General features: G+C 57.7%; 13 protein-coding genes. 12 read left to right on the top strand and 1 reads right to left on the bottom strand.

Translation table 11 applies throughout. The features are described 5' to 3' along the window. The first annotated feature begins 14 nt into the window (after positions 1–14). Entirely contained in the window at positions 15–1,589 is a 1,575-nt protein-coding gene (locus tag KW83_RS07570; RefSeq protein WP_200879668.1) for a hypothetical protein, read from the top strand. A 392-nt stretch (positions 1,590–1,981) separates the two neighbouring features. Here KW83_RS07570 and KW83_RS07565 read toward each other — a convergent pair whose 3' ends face one another. Further along, on the bottom strand, positions 1,982–2,380 hold the full coding sequence (locus KW83_RS07565) for a hypothetical protein (RefSeq protein ID WP_036177043.1): 399 nt from the start codon (positions 2,378–2,380) through the stop codon (positions 1,982–1,984). 151 nt (positions 2,381–2,531) lie between these two features. Here KW83_RS07565 and KW83_RS07560 point away from each other — a divergent pair, with 151 nt between their 5' ends. The 11 genes from KW83_RS07560 (at position 2,532) to KW83_RS19765 (ending at position 21,259) form a co-directional block, all read left to right on the top strand. Next, entirely contained in the window at positions 2,532–4,049 is a 1,518-nt protein-coding gene (locus tag KW83_RS07560; protein ID WP_036177041.1) for a recombinase family protein, read from the top strand. Then, positions 4,049–4,960, top strand: coding sequence for a plasmid partitioning protein RepB C-terminal domain-containing protein (locus KW83_RS07555; protein ID WP_036177340.1), 912 nt, complete (start codon positions 4,049–4,051; stop codon positions 4,958–4,960). The genes KW83_RS07560 and KW83_RS07555 overlap by 1 nt, the downstream gene beginning before the upstream one ends. Beyond that, complete coding sequence (locus KW83_RS07550) at positions 4,957–5,853, top strand: plasmid partitioning protein RepB C-terminal domain-containing protein (protein ID WP_036177039.1); 897 nt, start codon at positions 4,957–4,959, stop codon at positions 5,851–5,853. The genes KW83_RS07555 and KW83_RS07550 overlap by 4 nt, the downstream gene beginning before the upstream one ends. 425 nt (positions 5,854–6,278) lie before the next feature. Next, positions 6,279–8,534 (top strand): McrB family protein, encoded by a 2,256-nt coding sequence (locus KW83_RS19065; RefSeq protein WP_051928351.1) that lies wholly within the window; start codon positions 6,279–6,281, stop codon positions 8,532–8,534. Next, a complete protein-coding gene (locus tag KW83_RS07540) occupies positions 8,531–9,823 on the top strand; it encodes an McrC family protein (RefSeq protein WP_036177037.1) in 1,293 nt (430 codons plus the stop codon). Before KW83_RS19065 ends, KW83_RS07540 begins: the two co-directional genes overlap by 4 nt. Before the next feature lie 280 nt (positions 9,824–10,103). Next, positions 10,104–10,973 (top strand): WYL domain-containing protein, encoded by an 870-nt coding sequence (locus tag KW83_RS07535; protein ID WP_036177035.1) that lies wholly within the window; start codon positions 10,104–10,106, stop codon positions 10,971–10,973. Then, on the top strand, positions 10,954–13,728 hold the full coding sequence (locus KW83_RS07530; protein WP_200879667.1) for a DUF499 domain-containing protein: 2,775 nt from the start codon (positions 10,954–10,956) through the stop codon (positions 13,726–13,728). The genes KW83_RS07535 and KW83_RS07530 overlap by 20 nt, the downstream gene beginning before the upstream one ends. Continuing rightward, positions 13,728–14,717 carry a hypothetical protein gene (locus tag KW83_RS07525; protein ID WP_036177033.1) on the top strand — a complete coding sequence of 330 codons (990 nt, stop codon included), beginning with the start codon at positions 13,728–13,730 and terminating at the stop codon, positions 14,715–14,717. The genes KW83_RS07530 and KW83_RS07525 overlap by 1 nt, the downstream gene beginning before the upstream one ends. A gap of 13 nt (positions 14,718–14,730) precedes the next feature. Further along, complete coding sequence (locus KW83_RS07520; RefSeq protein WP_036177031.1) at positions 14,731–17,985, top strand: hypothetical protein; 3,255 nt, start codon at positions 14,731–14,733, stop codon at positions 17,983–17,985. Between the two features lie 2 nt (positions 17,986–17,987). Beyond that, positions 17,988–18,488: a hypothetical protein gene (locus tag KW83_RS07515; protein ID WP_036177029.1), complete on the top strand. Its 501-nt coding sequence runs from the start codon at positions 17,988–17,990 to the stop codon at positions 18,486–18,488. Positions 18,489–18,490: 2 nt separating this feature from the next. Beyond that, positions 18,491–21,259 carry a DEAD/DEAH box helicase gene (locus KW83_RS19765; protein ID WP_081904509.1) on the top strand — a complete coding sequence of 923 codons (2,769 nt, stop codon included), beginning with the start codon at positions 18,491–18,493 and terminating at the stop codon, positions 21,257–21,259. Positions 21,260–21,284: the final 25 nt, after the last annotated feature.

Raw genomic sequence — 21,284 nt, 5'->3', positions numbered from 1 at the left:
GCCCCGAGGATGCGGTGGCGCATGTGTTCGGGGAACACTCCACCCAGACCTTCGGCCGCCATACCGTGCCCTACATCTCGCCCGAACGTGTTCAGGAATCGACGTGGGTCCGGATCCTGATCGCGAAGGACGCCATCAGCACAGGGTGGGACTGTCCGCGCGCCGAAGTCATGGTGTCGTTCCGGCCCGCTCGGGACAAGACGCACATCACGCAGCTGCTGGGGCGCATGGTACGCACCCCATTGGCGCGGCGGATCCCGGGCAATGAACGACTGAACTCGGTCGATTGCCTGCTACCGTTCTTCGACGAAGCCTCGGTCAAGGACGTCGCCAAGGCGCTGATGTCCGGTGGGGACGGCGGCGACGACCTGCCGGGCCGCCGCGTGCTGATCAACCCCGTCGAGCTGAAGCCCAATTCTGCGATCCCGGAGGCGGTTTGGGACAAGCTGCTCTCGCTGCCATCCCAATCCCTGCCGAAGCGGCATGCCCGTCCCGTCAAGAGACTGACCTCGCTGGCGCACGAGCTGGCCGTGGATGGCCTGCTCGAGGACGCTGGCAAGGCTGCTCATGCGGAAATGCACAAGGTGCTCGATGGCGCCAGAGCGCGCTACAAGGCGGAAATCGAGACTGCCCGCAAATCGGTCCTGACAGTCGAAGGCAAGAGCCTGAAGGCCGACCTGAAAGGCGGCGGCATGTCGTTCGACGACTTCCTCGAGGAAGCGGACTACGCCGTGATCGAAGACGCATATCGCAGGGCGGGCCGCGCGATCAGTCCGGATCTTGCGACGTCGTACAGCGACTACCTGGCGCGGAGCGAAGGCGATGCGGACGACATGGAGGCCGCTATCATCGATGCACACGTCACGATTGGCGCTCTGGGATTGGTTCCCGGCATCCGAGAGACACTTGAGACTGAGGCCGAGAAACTCGCGAACCAATGGCTCACTCGCTTCCGGGTCGACATCAAGAACCTCTCCGACGAGCGTCAGGACGTGTATCGCCAGATCCGTGAGATGAGCGCGAGCCCCATGGATGTGGACCTGGCTCGACCGACGTCTTGGATGCAACCGACGACGATCCGCGAGGCGAACGGCTCAGAGACCCCGCTGCCATCGTTCGAGCGGCACATGCTGTGCGATGAGCATGGGATGTTCCCCGAGGACTTCAATTCCTGGGAAGGTGAAGTCGTGAAATCCGAACTCGCGCGGGCGGGAGCCGTCGCGTGGTACCGGAACCCGTCGCGCGCCAGCCAGGACTCGCTTGGCATCATTTACGAGGATGGGGGCAAACCAAGGATCGTCAGGCCAGACTTCGTTTTTTTCGTTCAGCAGGACGATGGGACCGTCGCCGCCGATATCGTCGATCCGCACGGCATTCAGTTCGGCGACGCGATGCCGAAGCTCAAGGGGCTGGCGCAGTACGCAGAACGCTTCGGCGACCAGTATCGTCGGATCGAGGCAGTTGCGAAGATCGGCGACAAGTTCCGTGTTTTGGACCTAAAGGAAGCCGCGACGCGCGCGTCGGTCTCTGCCGCGACAACCATCAAGGCTCTGTATGAAAGCGCGGATGCATTCGATTACTTGCCCTAACCATCACAGAGTTCGACGCCAGTTCCCTGCGGCATGGATACGTCTTTCACAACGGTTACGAATGACCTGTGGCTCAAAACCCTTCATTATCAGGGCCTTGACCGGCTTAACCGGACCGCGCGCGGTTAACAGGTCCGGAGAATATCGGCCTGGAGAGAACGGATGCGCGCCCTTCGGGGCGTGGGCCGGTTAACAGCCCCTCCCGCATAACCCTCGAAAACAACGGAAAAATCCGGCCGCAGCCGGATCGGGAGAACGCTTTCGCGGGGGCAAGTGGCGGTGGAAACGAACCCGGCGACCAACTCTCTCTCGTGCAGGTTTCCACCGCGCAGGATCGCTTCGAAATCCTGCGCGCTGGTGAGGGACAAAACTCTCGACCGCCTGACGACTGATCAAATGACGGTATCGCTAGGTTCCTCGCGGTTCAGCTGCCGCACGGCTTCAAGCAGTTCCTCGACCGCCTGCTCGGCCGCCGCGAGTTTGATGGCAACCATCAGATCCTCGCGCCCCGCCATAGCCAAGAACGTGGCGAGCACCTCGTCGGAGTGGCGCGCCAGCGCGGCCAGGTGAGCACCGCTCGGACCGTAAGTACCGGAGAACCAGTTCTTCACCGTCTTCTCGTTGGCACCCGTCCAGGCTGCCACGGTCTTCACGCCCGCCCGACTATCTCCCAACGATCGTTTCAACGCCGCCGCGATTTCTTCGACGAAGCCGCCATTCGTTAGCTGCTCCGTTTTTTCATTATATCCGTTTTCCCTTGGAAAGAACTTGCCCTTTTTCGGAAACGACATTCCACCCTCCTTCGCTTTACATGGACGCGAAGAATTCAGCCGTTGATTCCGACGGGAGCGATGGATTTGCCTGGAATAATGAGGAGATACGCATGTGAGCGGTCGTTGGGCGACCCATTCCGATAAGCACGAGGTGCACCCTGAGAAGGATGTGCCAGCCGTCGCTTATGTGCGGATGTCGACCGATCACCAAAAGTACTCCACCGAGAACCAGCTCGATGTCATTCGCAGCTATGCCGAGGCTCGTGGCCTGACCATTCTGCATACGTTTGAGGACTCAGGCAGGTCGGGATTGCGGCTCGACGGCCGCGAGGCGCTGCAGAACCTGATGGCCGAGGTCCAATCCGGCCACGCTGACTTCAAGGCGATCCTCGTCTATGACGTCAGCCGCTGGGGTCGATTTCAGGACGCCGATGAGGGCGCATACCATGAGCACGTCTGTTCCCGCGCCGGAATCCGTGTGCACTACTGCGGTGAACAGTTCGAGAACGATGGCAGCATCGGCTCTAACCTTCTGAAGACCGTCAAGCGCGTCATGGCCGGCGAATACAGCCGTGAGCTTTCGGTGAAGGTTTTTGCGGGGCAATGCCGCCTGGTAGAGCTTGGATATCGCCAAGGCGGCGCGGCCGGATACGGGCTCCGGCGCGTATTGATCGATGAGCATGGAAACCCCAAGGGCGAACTGTCCCGCGGCGAGCAGAAGAGCCTGCAGACCGACCGCGTGATCCTCGTCCCCGGCCCCGAGGAGGAACAGCGGGTCGTCCAGCGCATGTATGAGATGTTCGTGAATGAGGGGCGGTCCGAGCGCGAGATCGCGGAGGTTTTGAACGGCGAAGGGCACCGCACCGATCTCGACCGACCGTGGACCCGGGCGACGGTCCATCAGGTTCTGACCAACGAAAAATACATCGGGAACAACGTCTTCAACAAGGTATCGTTCAAGCTGAAGCAGCGCCGTATCGTGAATCCACGGGACATGTGGATCCGGGCCGAGGGCGCCTATCCGGCCATCGTCGACAATGCGCTGTTCTTGCGCGCGCGGGAAATCGTGGATGCGCGCAGCCGCCATTTCTCGGACGAGGAGCTGCTCGATGCCCTGCGGGCGATCCTGAAACGGCAGGGCACGCTGTCCGGCCTGATCATCGACGAAGAAAACGATCTGCCCTCGTCCAGTGCTTACCGCAGCCGGTTTGGCAGCCTGCTGCGCGCCTATCGCCTCATCGGCTATGAGCCGGAGCGGGACTACCGCTACATCGAGATCAACAAGGCGCTGCGCGCTGCCCACCCCCAGGTCGTTGAGGAGATCATCGAGGGCGTGGCCGCCCAGGGAGGTCGCGTGGTGCAGGCCCCCGACACGCAGCTGCTGCGCGTGAATGATGAATTCACAGTGTCGGTCGTTCTGGCCCGCTGCCAGGCGACGGCAGCTGGATCCTTGCGCTGGCACATCCGTCTCGACACCGGCCTCGTTCCGGACATCACGATTGCTGTGCGGATGAACGAGACCAACGACGCGCCGCGCGATTTCTACCTTCTACCCAGCATCGACATGACCGACGCGCGGCTGAAGATGGCCGAGCAGAACGGCCTGTGGCTCGATGCCTATCGAACTGAAACACTTGAAGATTTCTACGCCCTCGCCGGGCGGGCGAAGGTGACGGAGGTGGCATGATGGCCAAAAGCGCGGAAGAAACTCACCAGACGGAAGTCACCCTGGTCCCGACCGACCGCATTCGCGTTCTCAATCCGCGGGTCCGAAACCCCAGGACGTTTGCGGACATGGTGGAGAACATCGCCAAGATCGGTTTGAAGCGCCCAATCACCGTCACCCGCCGCACCGACACAGATCCACAGGAATATGACCTCGTCTGCGGCCAAGGGCGGCTCGAGGCCTTCATTCAACTGAAGCAGAAAGCCATCCCCGCCATTGTCATCGATGCCAATGAGTCCGACTGCCTGGTGATGAGCCTCGTCGAGAACTGCGCGCGTCGCCAGCATCGTCCGATCGATCTGATGCGGGAAATCGGCACGCTCCGCGAACGGGGCTATAACGACCGGCAAATCGGCGACAAGATCGGCGTCTCACCGGACTATGTCGGCATGATTGCTGGTCTCCTGGAGCGCGGCGAAGAGCGGCTCGTCACCGCCGTCGAGACGGGTCTGCTGCCGCTCAACCTCGCCATCGACATATCGAAGACCGATGCCGAAGGCGCGCAGCGTGCGCTGATGGATGCCTACACGCAGAAGAAACTGCGCGGAAAAAAACTCGCGGCGGCCCGGCGCCTGATCGAACAGCGCGAGGCGCGTGGAAAGAAGATCCATCCCAAGCAATACGGCCGCGACGGCCGAAACCGGCGACCTCTGACGAGCGAGGCGTTGGTGCGTGCCTACCAAAAAGAGGCGGACCGCCAGAAGCTCTTGATCAAGAAAGCGGAACTGACGCAGGGGCGGCTGCTGTTCATCTGCCAGGCATTCCGGACCCTCCTCGAGGACGACCATTTCGTGACGCTGCTGCGCGCGGAAGGTCTGGAAACCATGCCCAGCTACCTGCAGGACTCCCTCGCCGAGAGGGCAGCGCAATGACCAAGAAGGTTCAACTCGGCTTCGAGAACGATTGCGTCACGATCCCGGTCGCGGACATCCTGCCTGTCAGGGTGCTAAGCAAGTCCATCAAGTCCAGTCGGAAATACACCCAGATCACAGCATCGATCCGCGAGATCGGTTTGGTCGAGCCGCCGGTGGTCGCGCGAAACGGGGATGCCAGCGGCAGCTGGCTGCTGCTCGACGGACATGTCCGGATCGAAGTCCTCAAGGATCTGGGTCGGGAACAGGTCGAATGCCTCGTGTCGACGGACGACGAGGCCTTCACCTACAACAAGCGCATCAGCCGTATCGCGCCCATTCAGGAGCACCGGATGATCCTGAAAGCGATCGAGCGCGGTGTCTCGGAGGAGAAGATCGCGGCCGCGCTGGACCTCAACCCGCGCAGCATCCAGCGCAAGGTCAAGCTGCTCGACGGCATTTGCCCGGAAGCCGTGGCGATTCTAAAGGACAAGGCCTGTACTGCGGCCGTGTTCACCACGCTGCGCAAGATGATCCCCTTGCGCCAGATCGAAGCCGCCGAGCTCATGGTGAACGCCAACAACTACTCCGTCGCCTACATCTCGGCGATCCTCGCCGCAACACCGCAGACGCAGCTGGTCGAGGCGAACAAGCCCAAACGCATCAAGGGCGTGACGCCTCAGGCGGTCGCTCGAATGGAAAAGGAGCTTGCCCGGCTTCAGGAAGGGATCACACAGATCCAGGACACCTACGGCCAGGACCACCTCCAGCTGACCGTGCTCCGTGGCTACGTCGGCAAGCTCCTCGGGAACGCGCGCGTGGTGCGGTATCTGATGCAGACGCGCCCTGAGTTCCTGTCCGAGTTTCAGACCGTCGCCGAGATGGAGTCTGTGGTGCCGGCGGAGGCCGAGTAACCCGTCACTGCAGGCTTGATGGGGACCCGGACCCGATAAGCGCGGGGACCGCGGGAGACGCCGGACTGTGGGCCGGATCGAGCGCGGCGGTGGGGATGGCGGCGAACCCGCATGGAGCCCACCAGGCCGGCTCGAGTTTTCGCCGGCCGCGCGGCCGCAAAAGCGGTTGCGATAATCGCAGGCGTGCCGAGGAAGCGCGGGCTCGGCACGCCTGCTTTGCCGCAAGCGGGCCGGTCCTATTCATTCGAGCAAACCCCCGAAACATCGTAGGATTTCGATTGAACCCGACACGACTCCCCGTTAGCGTGCAGTCAGCACAAAAAATGGGCGCGTACATAAATCATGCGCGCCGAGTCGGGAGTGCGAGCCTTGGCGGGAAACACGAAATAGCCGGAGCTCATTAATCGGAAGAGGAATCGTCGAGTTTGTCGAAGTACAATCCCAACCATTATGTCGACCCAATCTATGACGCGGCTCAGGAGTGGAAAGACAACTGCTTTCTCGCAGACGGGTCGGTATTGTCGAAAGGTGAAAACCTCTGGACGACCAATCTGCTCGGCGAGCTTGATCAGCATTTCGTAAAAAACCTTGACGCAGGTGAAGGTGACTTTCTCTCGAAATTGAAGATGCAGCTTTCGGAGGGCTCCCCAAATTGCCGCAGGCTGATGGCGGAGAGCCTGTGGCTTACGCTGCTCTTCCCGTCGAACGTCGGCGCAGTAAAGAAGCGCGAGAACGTGCAGGAGATCTGGTCTTGGTCAGGAGAGGACCTGAACCCGACCCAGCCACTCCTCGCAGACGCTGTTCTCGAAGGCATCGGCTCCGCCGGGACTGCCTACAACACACACCGCTGGCGCGAGCTGGTTTTTCTCATCGGTGCTCTGCAAGATTTCAAGGCTCGCGATGGCTCCGAGCGCGAGCAGATCGCTTCGGATCCGTGGGCATTCTCTGGCTGGTTGAGCAGACTTCCAGAGGCGCGGCACCGACAGCTGATCCACATCCTGCCACACCTGCTGTTCCCTGATACCTTCGAGAGGATCAGTTCCGAGGGCGACAAGCGCCTGATACTCGCCGGCTTCGGAGACACGACGGAGAAGGAGATCAAGAAGTGGAGCACTGTCGAGATCGACCGCGCTCTGCTCGAGCTGCGCCGCAGGCTGGAAGAAGAGCATGGCTCGGACATCGATTTCTACCAGGAAGAGTTCGAGTCCCAGTGGAAGAACCAGACGAAGAACTGGCTTCTCAGCTGGAACCCGTCCAGATGGACCTGGGACACACTCGCGGCCGACCGCGCCACGACGATCAGTGGGGAGAAGGCCGACAACCGATGGCGCTGCAGCTCAAGCAAGCCACGCGAGGGTGACCGCGTCTTTCTGATCCGCACCGGCAATCCTCCGAAAGGCGTCGTGGCCGTCGGAAAGATCACGCGCGCGCCCTACGAAGCGGAGCACTGGGAACAGGCCCGCGCCGACGCCGGCGAGACGACGCGTTTCGTTGACGTCGCATTCGACTCCGTCCGCGATGCAACGACGGACGAAATCGTCCCTCTTGAAGAGCTGCAAAGTCGCGAACCCGGCCAGGAGTGGAACCCGCAGTCTTCCGGAGTCGAGATCAGGGCAAAGGCTGCCCGCATCCTCGAGCGCCTATGGAAGGCGCTGCCACCAATCGTATCGGGTGCCACTGCGCCGGAAGACGAAGCCGGGTCTGTGGATGCATCTCCAAAGAAACTCGCGCCGCCCCTGAACCTCATTCTCTACGGCCCGCCCGGCACCGGGAAGACCTACCGCCTCAAGAACGATTACCTGCCGCGATACCAGGACGAGGCCGGTGATCGCTTCGAGTTCGTGACGTTCCATCAGAGCTACGCATACGAGGACTTCGTCGAGGGCATTCGCCCTGTCACGGAGAACGGCGCTGTCACCTATGAGGTGCGGCCGGGGGTGTTGAAGCGGCTTTGCGATCAGGCCCGGCGCGCGCCGGACAAGCGCTTCGCCCTCTTCATCGACGAGATCAATCGCGGAAACGTCGCCAAGGTCTTCGGCGAGCTCATCACGCTTCTCGAGGTGGACAAGCGGATCCGCATTGATGCGTCGGGCAACCGCGCGGCGAGCTGCAAGGGCTTGGAAGTGACGCTCCCCTACTCCGGCGAGCGTTTTGGGGTGCCCGCGAATGTCGACGTGATCGGCACTATGAACACCGCGGACCGCTCGATCGCTCTGCTCGACAGCGCCTTACGGCGCCGGTTCCGGTTCGAGGAACTCACGCCGAAGCCGGAACTGCTTGAATCGATCGATGACGGTGAGGGCAATGCGATCGACCTGCGTCAGCTTCTGCAAGCCATGAATGCCCGCCTGTCCCGCCTGCTGCATCGCGACCAGAGCCTCGGCCACAGCTACTTTTACCACGTGAAGTCCTTCGACGAGCTGCGCCGTGTATTTGCGCGGGAGATACTGCCGTTCCTGCAAGAGGCGTTCTACGACGACTGGCGTCAGATCCGTTACGTCCTCGCCGACCAGGCAGTGGAGGAAGAGCTGCAATTGGTCCGGGCGCGCACACAGAGTGCTGCCGAGCTCTTTCCAAAGGCGGACCCGACCGAAATTGGGGACGGCGAGGCGTTCGAGATCATTCGGGAAGACGACATCACCCCGGACGCCATCCGGAAGATCTACGAGCCACCGGAATGAGATGCCTGACCTTCCGAGAGAGGGAGGGCGTCAGCATCGGCCCGGACGGCGAGATCAGCGAGCTTGAGGCAGAAGGGATCGCGAAACTCGCCGGACGTCTGCCATCCGGGGTCCTCACTTGGGGCCATCGGTCATTGAAGTTCGGGCAGTTCTGCGGAGTCCTGCAAACCGAGCAGCTGGCGATCGAGATACTTCCAAAGATCGACCATGGCAGCGATAGCAGCGAAGACATGCGGGGCCTTCTAGTGGCCATGCTTGCTCGTGCCGGAGAGCTCGGATCGAAGCGCGTAGGCGAGGCCGGCCTCGGGCAACAGCACAGCCACCTCCTGGACATCTTCATCGAGGATTTCTGCAGCCAGGTGAAATCCGCGCTCCGAGGCGGGGCCATTGCCCGGTACTCGGAGAAGACGGAGAACCTCAATGCCATCCGCGGACGGCTCGAGCTGACCGAGCACCTGCGCACGAACGCCTTCGACCGTTCTCATCTACTCTGTCGTTTCGACGAGCGCAGCATCGACAACCGATACAATCAAGCGCTTAAGGGCGCACTCCGGATCCTTCTCGGATTCGCGTTGAGCCCACGGACCCGCGCGATGGTGACGGCTTTCCTGCATCGCTTTGACGAGGTTAGCGATATTAGGGTCAGAGCTCGCGACATCGACGGTCTCCGCCTTGACCGCACCATCCGGCACTGGGAACCAGTATTTGCGCGGGCCCGCTGGCTACTGTCAGGCCTCTATCCGGATGTTCGCACCGGGGACGCTGCTGGTTCAGCGCTGCTGTTCAATATGGAGAAGCTCTTCGAGACGGTTATCGGACTGCGCATCCGGCATGCCTGTCAGACGAAGTATGGTGGTCGCCTTTCGGTGGGGCTGCAGAGCCCTGTGAAGAACCTCGCGACGGCGGGCTTCCAACTGCGCCCCGACATCACCATTCAGAACGAAGTTGAGACCGTCGCCATTCTCGATGCCAAATGGAAGCGCCTAGATCTCGGCAACGCGAACTCCGGCGTCTCGAGCGGCGACGCGTATCAGATGAACGCCTACGCCGCTCGCTACCGGTGCAAACAATTGGCGCTCGTCTACCCCGCTTCTGGGGACTGTCCGCCGGGAAAGATTAGCGAGTTCGTGCTCATGACTGAAGAGCGTCCAAAGCTTGAGGTCATCGCGGTAGATGTTCGAGAGCTCGCTTTCGGCAATGGGATGCCGGCCGGTATTGATGGAATGATCGCGATCGAGCCCCACTGGAAACAACGCTCATCACAGACGGCAATTCACGCAACGATATGAAGAACTAAAGGCAGGCAAGCTCAGCGCGATCCAGGAACTGCTCGAGGCAGTCGGATTGGCTGAATGGCACGAAAGCCGCCAGTTTCGGTTGATTCTTAGGTGCAAAGAGTGTTGCCCGGCATGCCTGGCTCACAACTAGCGGTCCGGTCCTATTCGTTCGAGCAAACCCCCGAAAAATCGCAGGATTTCGATTGAACCCTAAACGACTCCCCGCTAGCGTGCAGTGAGCACAAAAAATGGGCGCGTACATTAATCATGCGCGCTGAGTCGGGAGTGCGAAGTGGAAAACGGGAAGTCGGAGCTTCGTTGGGGGGTCGCGCAGCGCCTCGAGTTCATCGAGTTCCGATTGTTTTGGGAGGGACATGTGAACCGAAGCGACTTGATGGAGCAGTTTGGACTATCGGTGAACCAAGCGTCCGCCGATCTGAACCGCTATATCGGTATAGCGCCGGACAACATGGTCTACGACAAGAGTGCGCGGACGTATGTCCGAGGCCCCGAATATGCTGCACAGTTCCTGAAACCCGATGCTAGCCGCTACCTCGCACAGCTTCGCTCTTTGGCTGATGGCCTCATGGACAGCGACGACGCGTGGATTGCCGAACTACCAGCCTATGACGCCACGCCCACTCCGGCCCGTGGTGTGAACCCTGTCATCCTGCGATCCGTTGTCAGTGCCATCCGTCGCTCTGAAGCGATCGAGGTGAAGTATCAGTCCCTCTCGCGCCCGGAGCCGAGCTGGCGGTGGATCGCGCCCCACGCCATTGGGTTCGATGGCTTTCGGTGGCACACCCGGGCGTTCTGTAAAACCGACGAAGTTTTCAAGGACTTCCTGCTTTCGCGCATCCTCCAGACACGTGGTGTACAGGCCAGCGGAACTACGGATGCGGCCGATGCCGATTGGCAAGAGCACGTCACGCTTGAGATTGCTCCCCACCCCGAACTCTCTGAAAACCAGAAGAATGTGATCGCGCTCGACTATGGAATGCGCGGTGGCAGGGCGAAAATCAAAGTTCGACGCGCTCTCCTCTACTATGCTCTGAAACGTCTGGGGCTCGATACCGATCCAGGTGCTAGGAAACCGCAGGATCAGCAGATTGTTTTATTAACACCTCACACGGAATTGAACCGTGCTGAGACCGGAGTTTGAGGGGACCTCGATGCTAGGGCTTAAATTAAGGGATGAGTTTTTGGGGCGGCGCCTGAAAGGCACAGCTATCGAACTCTCAAACGAGTCGAATACTGGCGCTACTCAAGTGCCGGCAGAGAATTTTCTGGAAATAACGTATCCAACTTTGGATCTTCTCAAGGGTATTGAGGCCGTCGGTCCCAGCCAAGGACGTCCCGTCGTGGTGATCGGGGAGCGTGGGCTCGGCAAGTCGCACTTAATGGCGGCGCTATATCACGCTGTTAGTGACCCGAAATCGACCCAAGCGTGGCTTTCAGATTGGTCAGGAAAACTCGGTGATCCCAAAACAGGGGCAATTCCACTTCGTGACGAAATGCTGGTGATCGGAGAAAGCCTGCATCGCCAGCGTTACAAATTTCTGTGGGACATTCTTTTTGATCGCCATCCTCACGGAACATATATCAAGGGTAAATGGGAAGGAATGGGTTCGGCTAAGCCGGACATCCCTTCCGATCAGCTGATTCTAGAGCTCCTTCGTCACACCCCGATGATGCTTCTTCTGGATGAATTCCAGACTTGGTTCGATGGGCTCACCAACACTAAGCAGTATCCTTGGAAGAATTGGGCGTTCAACTTTGTTCAGATCTTGTCTGAAATTGCGAAGGAACATCCTGACCTTCTTGTCCTTGTCGTGTCTGTTCGAAATGGAACAAGCGATGCTTATCAGCAAATTCACCGCGTAAATCCGGTACAAGTAGACTTTCGCGCTGGAGGTAGTCCCGACAAAATTCAGAATGATCGCCGCAGGATGCTACTGCACCGACTATTTGAAAACAGACTCCAAATTGACGACTCTGCAGTGGATGGCGTTTTAGCAACCCATGTGGCTGAGTTCTTTCGACTGCTCAATGTCCCTTCAGCAGAGCAAGACCGAAAGCTCCATGACTTTAGAGAGTCTTGGCCATTCGCGCCCCATCTTTTGCAGCTTCTTGAAGATCAGGTTCTCGTAGCTACCGACGCCCAAGAAACGCGGGACTTGATCCGCATTCTGGCAAGTTTGTTTAAGAGTCGTGGAGAGAGCACCCCAGTTTTGACTTCTGCGGATTTCAAACTGGACGATGAGGCTACCGGTATAGGCGCTTTGCTCGACTCGGTCGCAAATCAGCAGCATCGCGCACTGCGAGATAAAGCTCGTCGAAATTTGACGTCGGTTGTTGAGGCGGTTCCAGACCACACAACCAAAGCGCCTCACTTAGAGGATATCGTGGGTGCCCTTTGGCTGCGATCAATCGCAGTGGGCAATATGGCTGGAGCGGAACCTGCTGTCCTACAAGCCGACATCACAAAGGCCAACAAGATCGATGATAACTCCTTCCAGGTGGAACTGGCGACGATCATCGAGAACAGTTTCAACATCCATCAGGATGGAACGCGACTCGTCTTCAAGGAAGAGGAGAATCCTCAAGCCAAGGTCATGGCATCTGCCAGGAATGACAAGCTCTTCACCGATGGCACCGACTTGGTGCAGCTGGCGAAAGAGATCCGATACGTTATCGGTGGCACGGAGGAGGTCGCAAAGAATTTCCGCGTCATCGCACTTCCGCGGAATTGGTTGACTGATCCATGGACTGGCCTGGACGAAGGCGAGCATCCCGACAAATGGGACGACAGACTACCGATCCTAGTTTTGCCAGAAGAACCTGATCGTTTAAATGAACGGCTAGGTCAATGGCTGAAGGAGCACCTTCAGAAACGGCGCAATACGGTTCGTTTCTTGTTGCCACGTTCAGGATCCACGAACGCCTTCTATGATAGAGACCTGCTTATTCTCGCTCGCGCTGAAATGAAGGCTCAGGAGTGGGGGGCACAGAACCCTGAATACCGGAAGCTACAAACGAAGTACCAAGGCGAGCTGCGCGACATTCTCAAGAAACGCTTTGATCGCTTTGCGGCCCTGCACCGGTGGAATTTCTCCGATCCGTCGCAATGTGTTTTCCACATTGAAACGCTCAAAGAACAGGGCTCCAAAATCCCTGATGCTATTGAAGCTTCACTTACAAGCGACCTCTTTGTGCCCGAGGACTTCCAAGATCTAGTTTTGGAGGCCGCGAACAACAACAGCTCCGTCGGAAAGCTGTTGAAGGAGCTGCAAGAACCCCGTCCTTCTGGACAAGACTGCATTCCCTGGCTTGGGGAAACAGCAATGAAAGAGAGGATCATTCGGCTTTGCGCGCGTGGGAAAGTCGCGATCAATCTTCGGAGCATGGAATATCTGCAGGCTCAAGCAGGTGAAGACGAAGATACAGCTTGGAAAAGACTGCGTTCCAAACTTGGATTAACGGGTCGTCAACTGGATGAAGTCTTCCTCCTAAAGCCATCTGCGGTGCCTTCGACAGGAGGATCCGCACCAGTAGCGCCACCCGCTGGCACCCCTCCGGCTGGGGGGCTTTTCGGAGGGCCTAGCACAGGAGGCGAGCCGCCCACGGATGCCCCTACTGGGGCAGGACCAGCCGACGACCCGGGGGGCACAGGGCCAGCGCCGGGCGGGATTTTCGGCGGCGGGACGAGCGGTGGCCGCACACCTTTGTTCAGCGCACCCACGTCGCCGCTCAACCTAATCGGAAAGATGGAAGGCTGGGGCATCGGCCCGGCAACACCGGTTAAGGAAGTGACTCTGAAGGTGTCGGCTGCAACTGGCGCGCAGCTTAAAGAGATACTGAAGAAGCTGCCTGATGGCATGACGTTCGAGATTTCGTTGGACAAGGAGGATAGCTAATGGCGCTCGACACCCGGCACCTTGGCGATCTGACGAATGCGACGGATGAAGAAGCTTGGCGAGCGGTGTTTGATCTAGTTCTGGAGACTTGTTGCGCCCCTTTGAGCGTGAACAATGCATCGGCCGAAGTCACACGTCGCGATCGCTCAATTGGAGAGCTGGACCATTTTCTTTCTTCAGTCGCATGGGATCTATGGGAAGCGTTCGGAGATGTGGTTCCGCGTAACGCCGATCAGGTCAGCGAATGGTGGGGCAAGCCGTACAGCAAGAAAGCAGTCTTGATCCTCGACGGGCTGAGCTTGCGGGAAATGCCTTGGATCATTGAGGGAGCGAAAGAGCGTGGCTTCACCTTGCATGCCTCTACGGCCTATGGGGCGGAGATCCCGAGTGAGACGAACGCGTTCGCCAAGGCACTTGGCTTCAATAGTCGTAGCCAGCTGCAGAACAACGGTGGCGGCATGCTGCATCGGCTCGCGCCTGCACAAACCGAATGCATTGACCTTCCCTGGAAAGATTGCGGCGATCTGATCGATCCTTCGCCCAACTGGATCTTCTGGCACCAATGGCCCGACACAAAGCTCCACGCCACCGCCGGGGCCGGACAAGGGCTGAGCGTTCTCACGAACGATATCTCCGCGCAGCTTACCAGCGATGACTTCTGGGCGTTCCTGGAGCGTTTGGCGACGGGTCGCCGCCTCCTCATTACGTCTGACCACGGCTACGCCGCGACCGGTGAATTCTTTGATGCTCCTGACGAACAGGCAGCTTTTTTGAAGAGCGCCCTGAAAAGCGGTCGGCTTGTGTCCGGCGACCACGACCCGGGGCCTTTTGTTCCCCCCGTGGCGCTTCAAGCCAACAGCCCGCATGGCCCGCACCTGCTCGCCCTCGGCCGTTGGAAATGGCGCAGCCAGGGCGGCTACCCGACACTGGCACACGGCGGCCTCTCCCTGCTGGAGATGCTCTGCCCATTTATTGAATTGACGAAGTAAGGATTTCCCGCTCATGGCGACGAAGAAAGAACGTATCGTACAAGAAATCGCCAGAGCTGTCGGAGCAGGGCGAACAATATCCTCAGAAACTGTAGATTTTGCCAATCCGGACCGAGAAAAGACTTGCCTGGAAGTAGATTTCCCCATTTTGCCGATCAATGGTATCGCCAAAATGGAAGCCCATGCTGGTGTTACCACAAAGCCAATATATCAAATGTCAAAGTGGTGGGCACGGAGACCTTCAAGCGTTTTCCGCTCCTTACTTATAGCAGCCGCCACAAAGGCTCCGGACGATCCGTCCCACGCAGCCAAGCTGGTCTGGGATAAATACTATGGCAACCATCAAAAGAAGGGGGCCTTCAATAACATTAAGGTCGCCGACATTTTCATGGGCGGCGGTACCACGCTGGTCGAGGGCTCGCGCCTTGGCATGCAGATGTCGGGGAACGACCTGAACCCCGTTGCGTGGTTCGTGGTCAAGCAAGAGCTTTCGGATGTCGATTTGGGTGAGGTAGAGCGACTACTTGCCGACATCGAGGCCGAGGTGAAGCCGCAGATCATGCCGTTCTACTACTGCGACGGCCCGAATGGCGAAAAAGGAACCTGGACGCACAAGTCAACTGGCGAAGTCATGGGCCAAGATTTCGATCCGCTGGCATTGAAGCCGGAGGAGCGAAAAGACTACGACTACGAAGGGCCTGAGATCGTTTACACCTTCTGGGCCAAGCACGGACCTTGCCAGGTGACCGGCTGCGGTCATCGCACTCCTATTATGACCGATCCTGCGATGGCCGTTAAGTCAATTTCCGTAAAGAGATGGGAGCACACATGCCCGTCTTGCAACACCGAATTTGACATTGAGGCCAGTGCCGCAAGACTTGCGCCGGATGTGCCACTGTATGTAGCTCCAGATGAACATCCATTCGCTGTACTCTCCGAAGATGGGCGCGTGATATGCCCTAGCTGCCAGGCTTCTTTCAATGCCCACATTCATCCGAAAACCGGCCTGCACATCGAAGGACAGCGAGGGCAAGTGCGCCTCGGAAAAGGTAAGAATAAGGCGATCAGTCTAACACTGCTTGTCCATCCAGATTGGCTAAAGGGCAGCGGTAAATCGGCACCTGACGGGCTGATCTACGGCGGGTCACCGCAGGATAGCGTGGAAGCAACAGCAAAATGGAATGACGAAAGAGCGCTAAATGCTCGCCTCCTGGAAGTTCGTGGAAAACTACCAAACACTGTAACCTGCCCAGAAACAGGCGTGAGCTTTCCAACGGGAAAGGGAAGTGGAACAGTTCCAAAACGGTCTACATTCACATGCGCCTCTTGCGGCACTCAACAAGACGTAATGAAATCGACAAGAGACTCTGGCAAGGGCGGCCAGGTCGCTGGTTATGCGTTCCAAGGCATATTACCCATTAAGAAAGATGAAAAGCTCTCATACGAGAGATTTTTTGCCCCCTTTGGAGAATATTCTGCAAAACAATACAACTGCGCTTTGCGTGAGTGGGAGAGTCGCAAAGTCTCAGATTTGGAGCCATATTGGCCAAAATCCGAAATCCCGTATGGCTTTATGACGGTTATTGCCAATAGCGATATAAGAAAGAACTATGGCTTCACCCATTGGTGGACAATGTTCAATCCGCGGCAACTTCTTGTTCACGCTCAAATCTTGAAAGCTATTGCTAAATGCGGAGATCACGATTGGAAAACCAGAGAGTACGTCCTGGGCTCGTTCCAGAACTACCTGAGAAACCAGAGTATGTTTGCTTTCTGGCATAAAAAGCTAGGAACGCTCGCGCCCGCGCTATCGAACAGCAATTTTCACCCTAAAACAAACGTCGTAGAAACCGGAGTGTTTTGCCCAGTGGGCTACGGGCCCTGGAGCTCTGCTACAAAGCCACTCTTCAAGTCCTTGGAGTGGAAACAGTCTCCATGGGAACTGGCCAGGCTTGAAAGCGATTTAAACCTCTCAGAAGGACAAGTCGGAAGCACAGAGAAGATCCCCTGCACCGATGCGCCAACTGAAGTCAAAGATATTTCCTGCGTATCTTCGACCGATCTAATTAGCTACCAAGACAACTCCATAGATCTTGTCATTACGGACCCGCCATTTGGAGGGCTACTACACTATTCAGAATTGTCTGACTTCTTTTATGTCTGGTTAAGGCTAGTTCTTAAAGATCGGTACCCTGAAATACTTCAACCTGAACTCACCCCTAAAGCCATGGAAGCTGTAGCAAACCGAGCTCGCGAACCCGAGGATCCGGATGCTTTCTATCAAAGGCTGTTGACCGAATGCTGGAAGGAAGCCCATCGCATACTAAAACCGGGCGGCATGCTGGCCTTTACATTTCATCACAGCGAGGATGCGCCTTGGGTTTCAGTGTTGGAGTCGCTGTTTGACGCAGGTTTCTATCTTGAAGCCACCTATCCAATCCGATCTGACGAAACAAAAGGCGACGGGGAGTTCGGGTCAAAAACTATTGAGTACGACATTATCCACGTTTGCCGGAAACGCATTGAAGAGCCCAAGGAAGTCAGCTGGGGCCGCATGCGCCGAGAGGTCTTGGCCGACGTTCGCCAGCTTCAGGGTATGCTGGAAAACCATGCTCGCGCAGGTCTGCCCGCGGCCGACCTTCAGGTCATCCGTCGTGGTAAGGCGCTCGAATACTTCTCGCGCCACTATGGCAAGGTCTACGTCGACGAAGGCCGCCCGATCTCGGTCAAGGACGCTCTGGTCGGCATCAACCAGCTGATCGATGAGGATGCCAATAAGGCCTCAGAACCGCCCCCAGTCATCGCGGAGCCCATCACCCGGCAGTTCCTGCGCATCTTCGATGGCAAGACCGAGCTCGCCCGCGACCAGATGCAGAAGCTGCTGCGCGGTTCCGGCATCGCGCCTGACGAATTCGTCAATCGAGGCTGGTGCAGCGAAGAGAAGAAGGTGTTCCACCTCGCCGATCCGCTGGCCTTCGCCCGCGATTGGCAGGGCAAGCATCGTCGCCGTCTGACCGCCGATCTTGATCAGGCGCTGGTGATCATCGGCGCATGTTTCGACGGCAGCGGCATCAACGCGTCGGACACGCTGAAGAACGAAAACTTCAAACCGCACGCCGCCCTGAAAAGCCTGCTCGAATGGTTGAGCAAGCGGGGGCAGACGCAATCGATGCGAAACGCCGCGTCGCGGGCGCTGACCATCTACAACAACTGGGCCGCCAGCAACAAAGACCAGGTCCGGCAGCTGTCCCTGTTTCAGGAGGACTGACCATGAAGCTGCTGCATGACACGGTTTGGCAACGGCGCGGCGTAAGCTGGATCTGGGAGAACGATGCCTTCTCCGAGGTCACCAAGGCCGGAGAGGTTTTCAGCCTCCGCGAAATGATCCGCGCGTCGAAGAACTGGCCCGACGATCTGCCCAGCAATGCTGGGAACACACTGGTCGTTGCGGGTCTGGACGCTTGCATCGATCTGCTGTCCCCTGCCGAAGCCGAAGAGTGGCTCGCAGACACGCTCAAGCATGTCATCCTGTCATTTCAGGATGCCTATGAAGGTGATGCCGCACTGGTGTTCTGGCTCCCCGGTGGTCAACGCCGATTGCAGGTTCAGACGGCGAGCGATGCTGTCACCTGGAAATGCTCTGCACCATATGGAGGGGAAACGCTGGACTTTGGCCGACTGCTGTGGGGCGAAGCACGCGAGTATCCACAGGAAATCATCCTCGCAAACGGCAACAAGCCTGCCGGGCTTTTTCATCTGCGGATCACCTGAGCATGGAGGTTGAAGAGGTCACATACTCCCCAGGCGAACGGATCAACCATTCTGACCATGGCCCCGGCGTTGTCTTGGAAGCACCTCGGGACGGCTATCTACGCGCGTTCTTCAGCGGCGGCGAACGCCGCGTGCCCGTCGCCAGCATCCAGCGCGAACTGTCGAGAACAGAGCGAATCCTGGGATCTGTTGAAGGAACTGCTGATCGGGCGAAGAAGGTTTGGCTTTCCTATGAGGCACATGCTTTGCCCGCGATGGAAAGCGCCTCAGCGCTTACCTCCGCAAGGATTGACCTGTTGCCGCACCAGGTTGTTCTGACCCACCGGATCGCAACGGCCTCTCCCCGCCGGTATCTGATTGCCGATGAAGTCGGCCTTGGAAAGACTATCGAAACTGCGCTGGTCCTTCGAGAGCTGGCTAGTCGAGGTGAGTTGGATCGCGCCTTGATGGTGGTTCCCGCTGGGTTGGTGAATAACTGGCACGAAGAACTGAATGATGTCTTCAATCTGGATTTTGAAGTCTTTGGATCCGCAGGCGATATCACGGACCGAAAGACAAATGCATTCGCCAAACATGACAGGCTGATTGCCAGCATTGACACATTGAAGCGTCCGGCACGGATTAAGCGGCTTCTCGATGCGCCTCGATGGGACCTAGTGGTCTTCGATGAAGCCCACCATCTGACGGCGCACCGCACCGGCGGAAAGGTCCGAAAGACAGAGAACTATAAGCTGGGCGAAGCTCTCAAAGGCCATACTCGCGACCTGCTTTTGCTCTCTGCGACGCCGCACCAAGGCAACCACTTCCAGTTCTGGATGTTGGTCCAGTTGTTGAACCCGACGCTCTTTAACAATCCCGAGGATATGCTCGAAAACCGTCATCGCTTGAATACCGTGATGTTCAGGAGAACAAAGGCGGACGCGTGCAAACCAGACGGAGATGCATTGTTCGCGCGTCGCTGGGTGCATACCGAATCTTTCCTGATGGGAGAGGAAGAGCGCGGTTTCTACGAAAAGCTCAGAGAATATCTTGAAGACGGTTTCGATTTGGCTAAGCGACAAGGAAATCAAGGCCGTGCTCTTGGGTTTCTGATGGCGATCTTCCAAAAGATTGCAGCATCAAGTTTTGCGGCCGTGCGAAGGACGCTTAAGCGCAGGATGCTGATGCTTACTCTGCAGGAGGCACTGCTACGCGACCGAGAATTGGACATTGAAGGTCGGGAACGACTCTACGATGAAGCCCGCGAGTTAATCCACGCAGAATGGGGACTAGAGCGGGATCCGATCAGCCGAAGCGAAGTTGACCGGGTGATGGCGGATTTAAAATACCGCTTGGCAAAGAAGCTGGACGAAGAAGCGCTTGAAATGGCCTCCGACCCATATGGCAGCGAATTTGCCTCGTCTCACGTAGAGGACATAGCGTCCGCGGCGGTAGAACTTCATCTGCCTGAAGAGCGGCTACGCATCGCCGATCTGCTTGCTTGTTTCCCAAGCCAACGCGAAACCAAAGTTCAAAAACTGCTGGATGGGCTCGGTGTTCTTTGGAGGCAGAACTCCGACGAGAAAGTCGTGATCTTCGCAACATACCTAGGCACCGTTGATCTACTCGCCCGCGAAATCGAAGAAGTATACCCGGGGCAAGGCGTCGTGGTGCTCCGAGGCGGTGATCACGGCGCAAAAGTCGCTGCCGAGCGTCGTTTCAAACAGAAGAATGGACCTCGAGTGCTTGTCTGTACGGCGGCAGGCAGGGAGGGTATCAATCTACAATTCGCGCGCATCCTGTTCAATTTTGATCTCCCTTGGAACCCGATGGACATGGAGCAACGGATCGGACGAATTCACCGCTATGGCCAAACGCATACTGCACAGGTCTACAATCTAGTCTTATCCGACACGATCGAAGGACGGATCTTTCTGCTTCTTGACGATAAGCTTCAAGAGATTGCCCGTACTCTCGGCAAGGTGGATGCCGAAGGGAATGTTGCTGAAGATCTTCGATCGCAAATACTTGGACAGCTCTCTGAACGCTTGAACTACGACCGCCTGTATCAGGAGGCGTTAGGCGATCCGGAACTAAAAAGGACAGCCGTGGAATTGGAGGCCGCTTTGTCTAATGCGCGGGAAGCAAGGGAGGTGGTATTTGATTTGTTCCAAGATCTCGATGGCTTCAGTTTGGACGACTACAAGCCCTTTTCTGATGTCACATCTGGTTTGGGGCGTTTGGTCGACTTTCTTTCAACAGCATTTGCCGGACGCAACCTCAGCATTGTCATGGTCGATGAGCAAACGTTAGATCTTGTTGGAGCAGACGGAACTCGCCTCAATCGGTTCACCCTCGACCGCGAAACAGCTACCACACGCGATGACTTCGACCTTTTAGGACTAGACCATCCGGTCGTCCAAGAGGAGTTGGGTCGCTGGCGTAGTGTCCCCCCGGAAGATCTCGGCGTCTCGATAGACGGCGCAGAGTTTGGTCAGGGTGTCCTCTCTGTTTGGATGGTTGAGACTTCGAACAGCACGGGAGAACGAAAAACCACACTTCAAACCATTGCCGTTAATTTGGATGGGCAACGGATTCCCGCCGCTGAACGCCAAGTAGAAGCTGTTCTTCGCGCAAAGACTTCACCTCCCATCATGAGTGTTGAACAACGTTTTGAACTTTTTCAGCGGCATATGGAGCCCACTCTGCAGCGGGAATTGAAGCACAAAGGTTCGGCTAGTGGCGATGGAAGCTATTCCGCTGAACTGATTGGTTACGTTGAGTTTTGTTGATAATTTTAACCTATTGCGACAAGCA

This window comes from Palleronia rufa (assembly GCF_000743715.1).
GTDB lineage: Bacteria > Pseudomonadota > Alphaproteobacteria > Rhodobacterales > Rhodobacteraceae > Palleronia > Palleronia rufa.
This window is presented reverse-complemented; position numbering and strand designations above follow the sequence as displayed.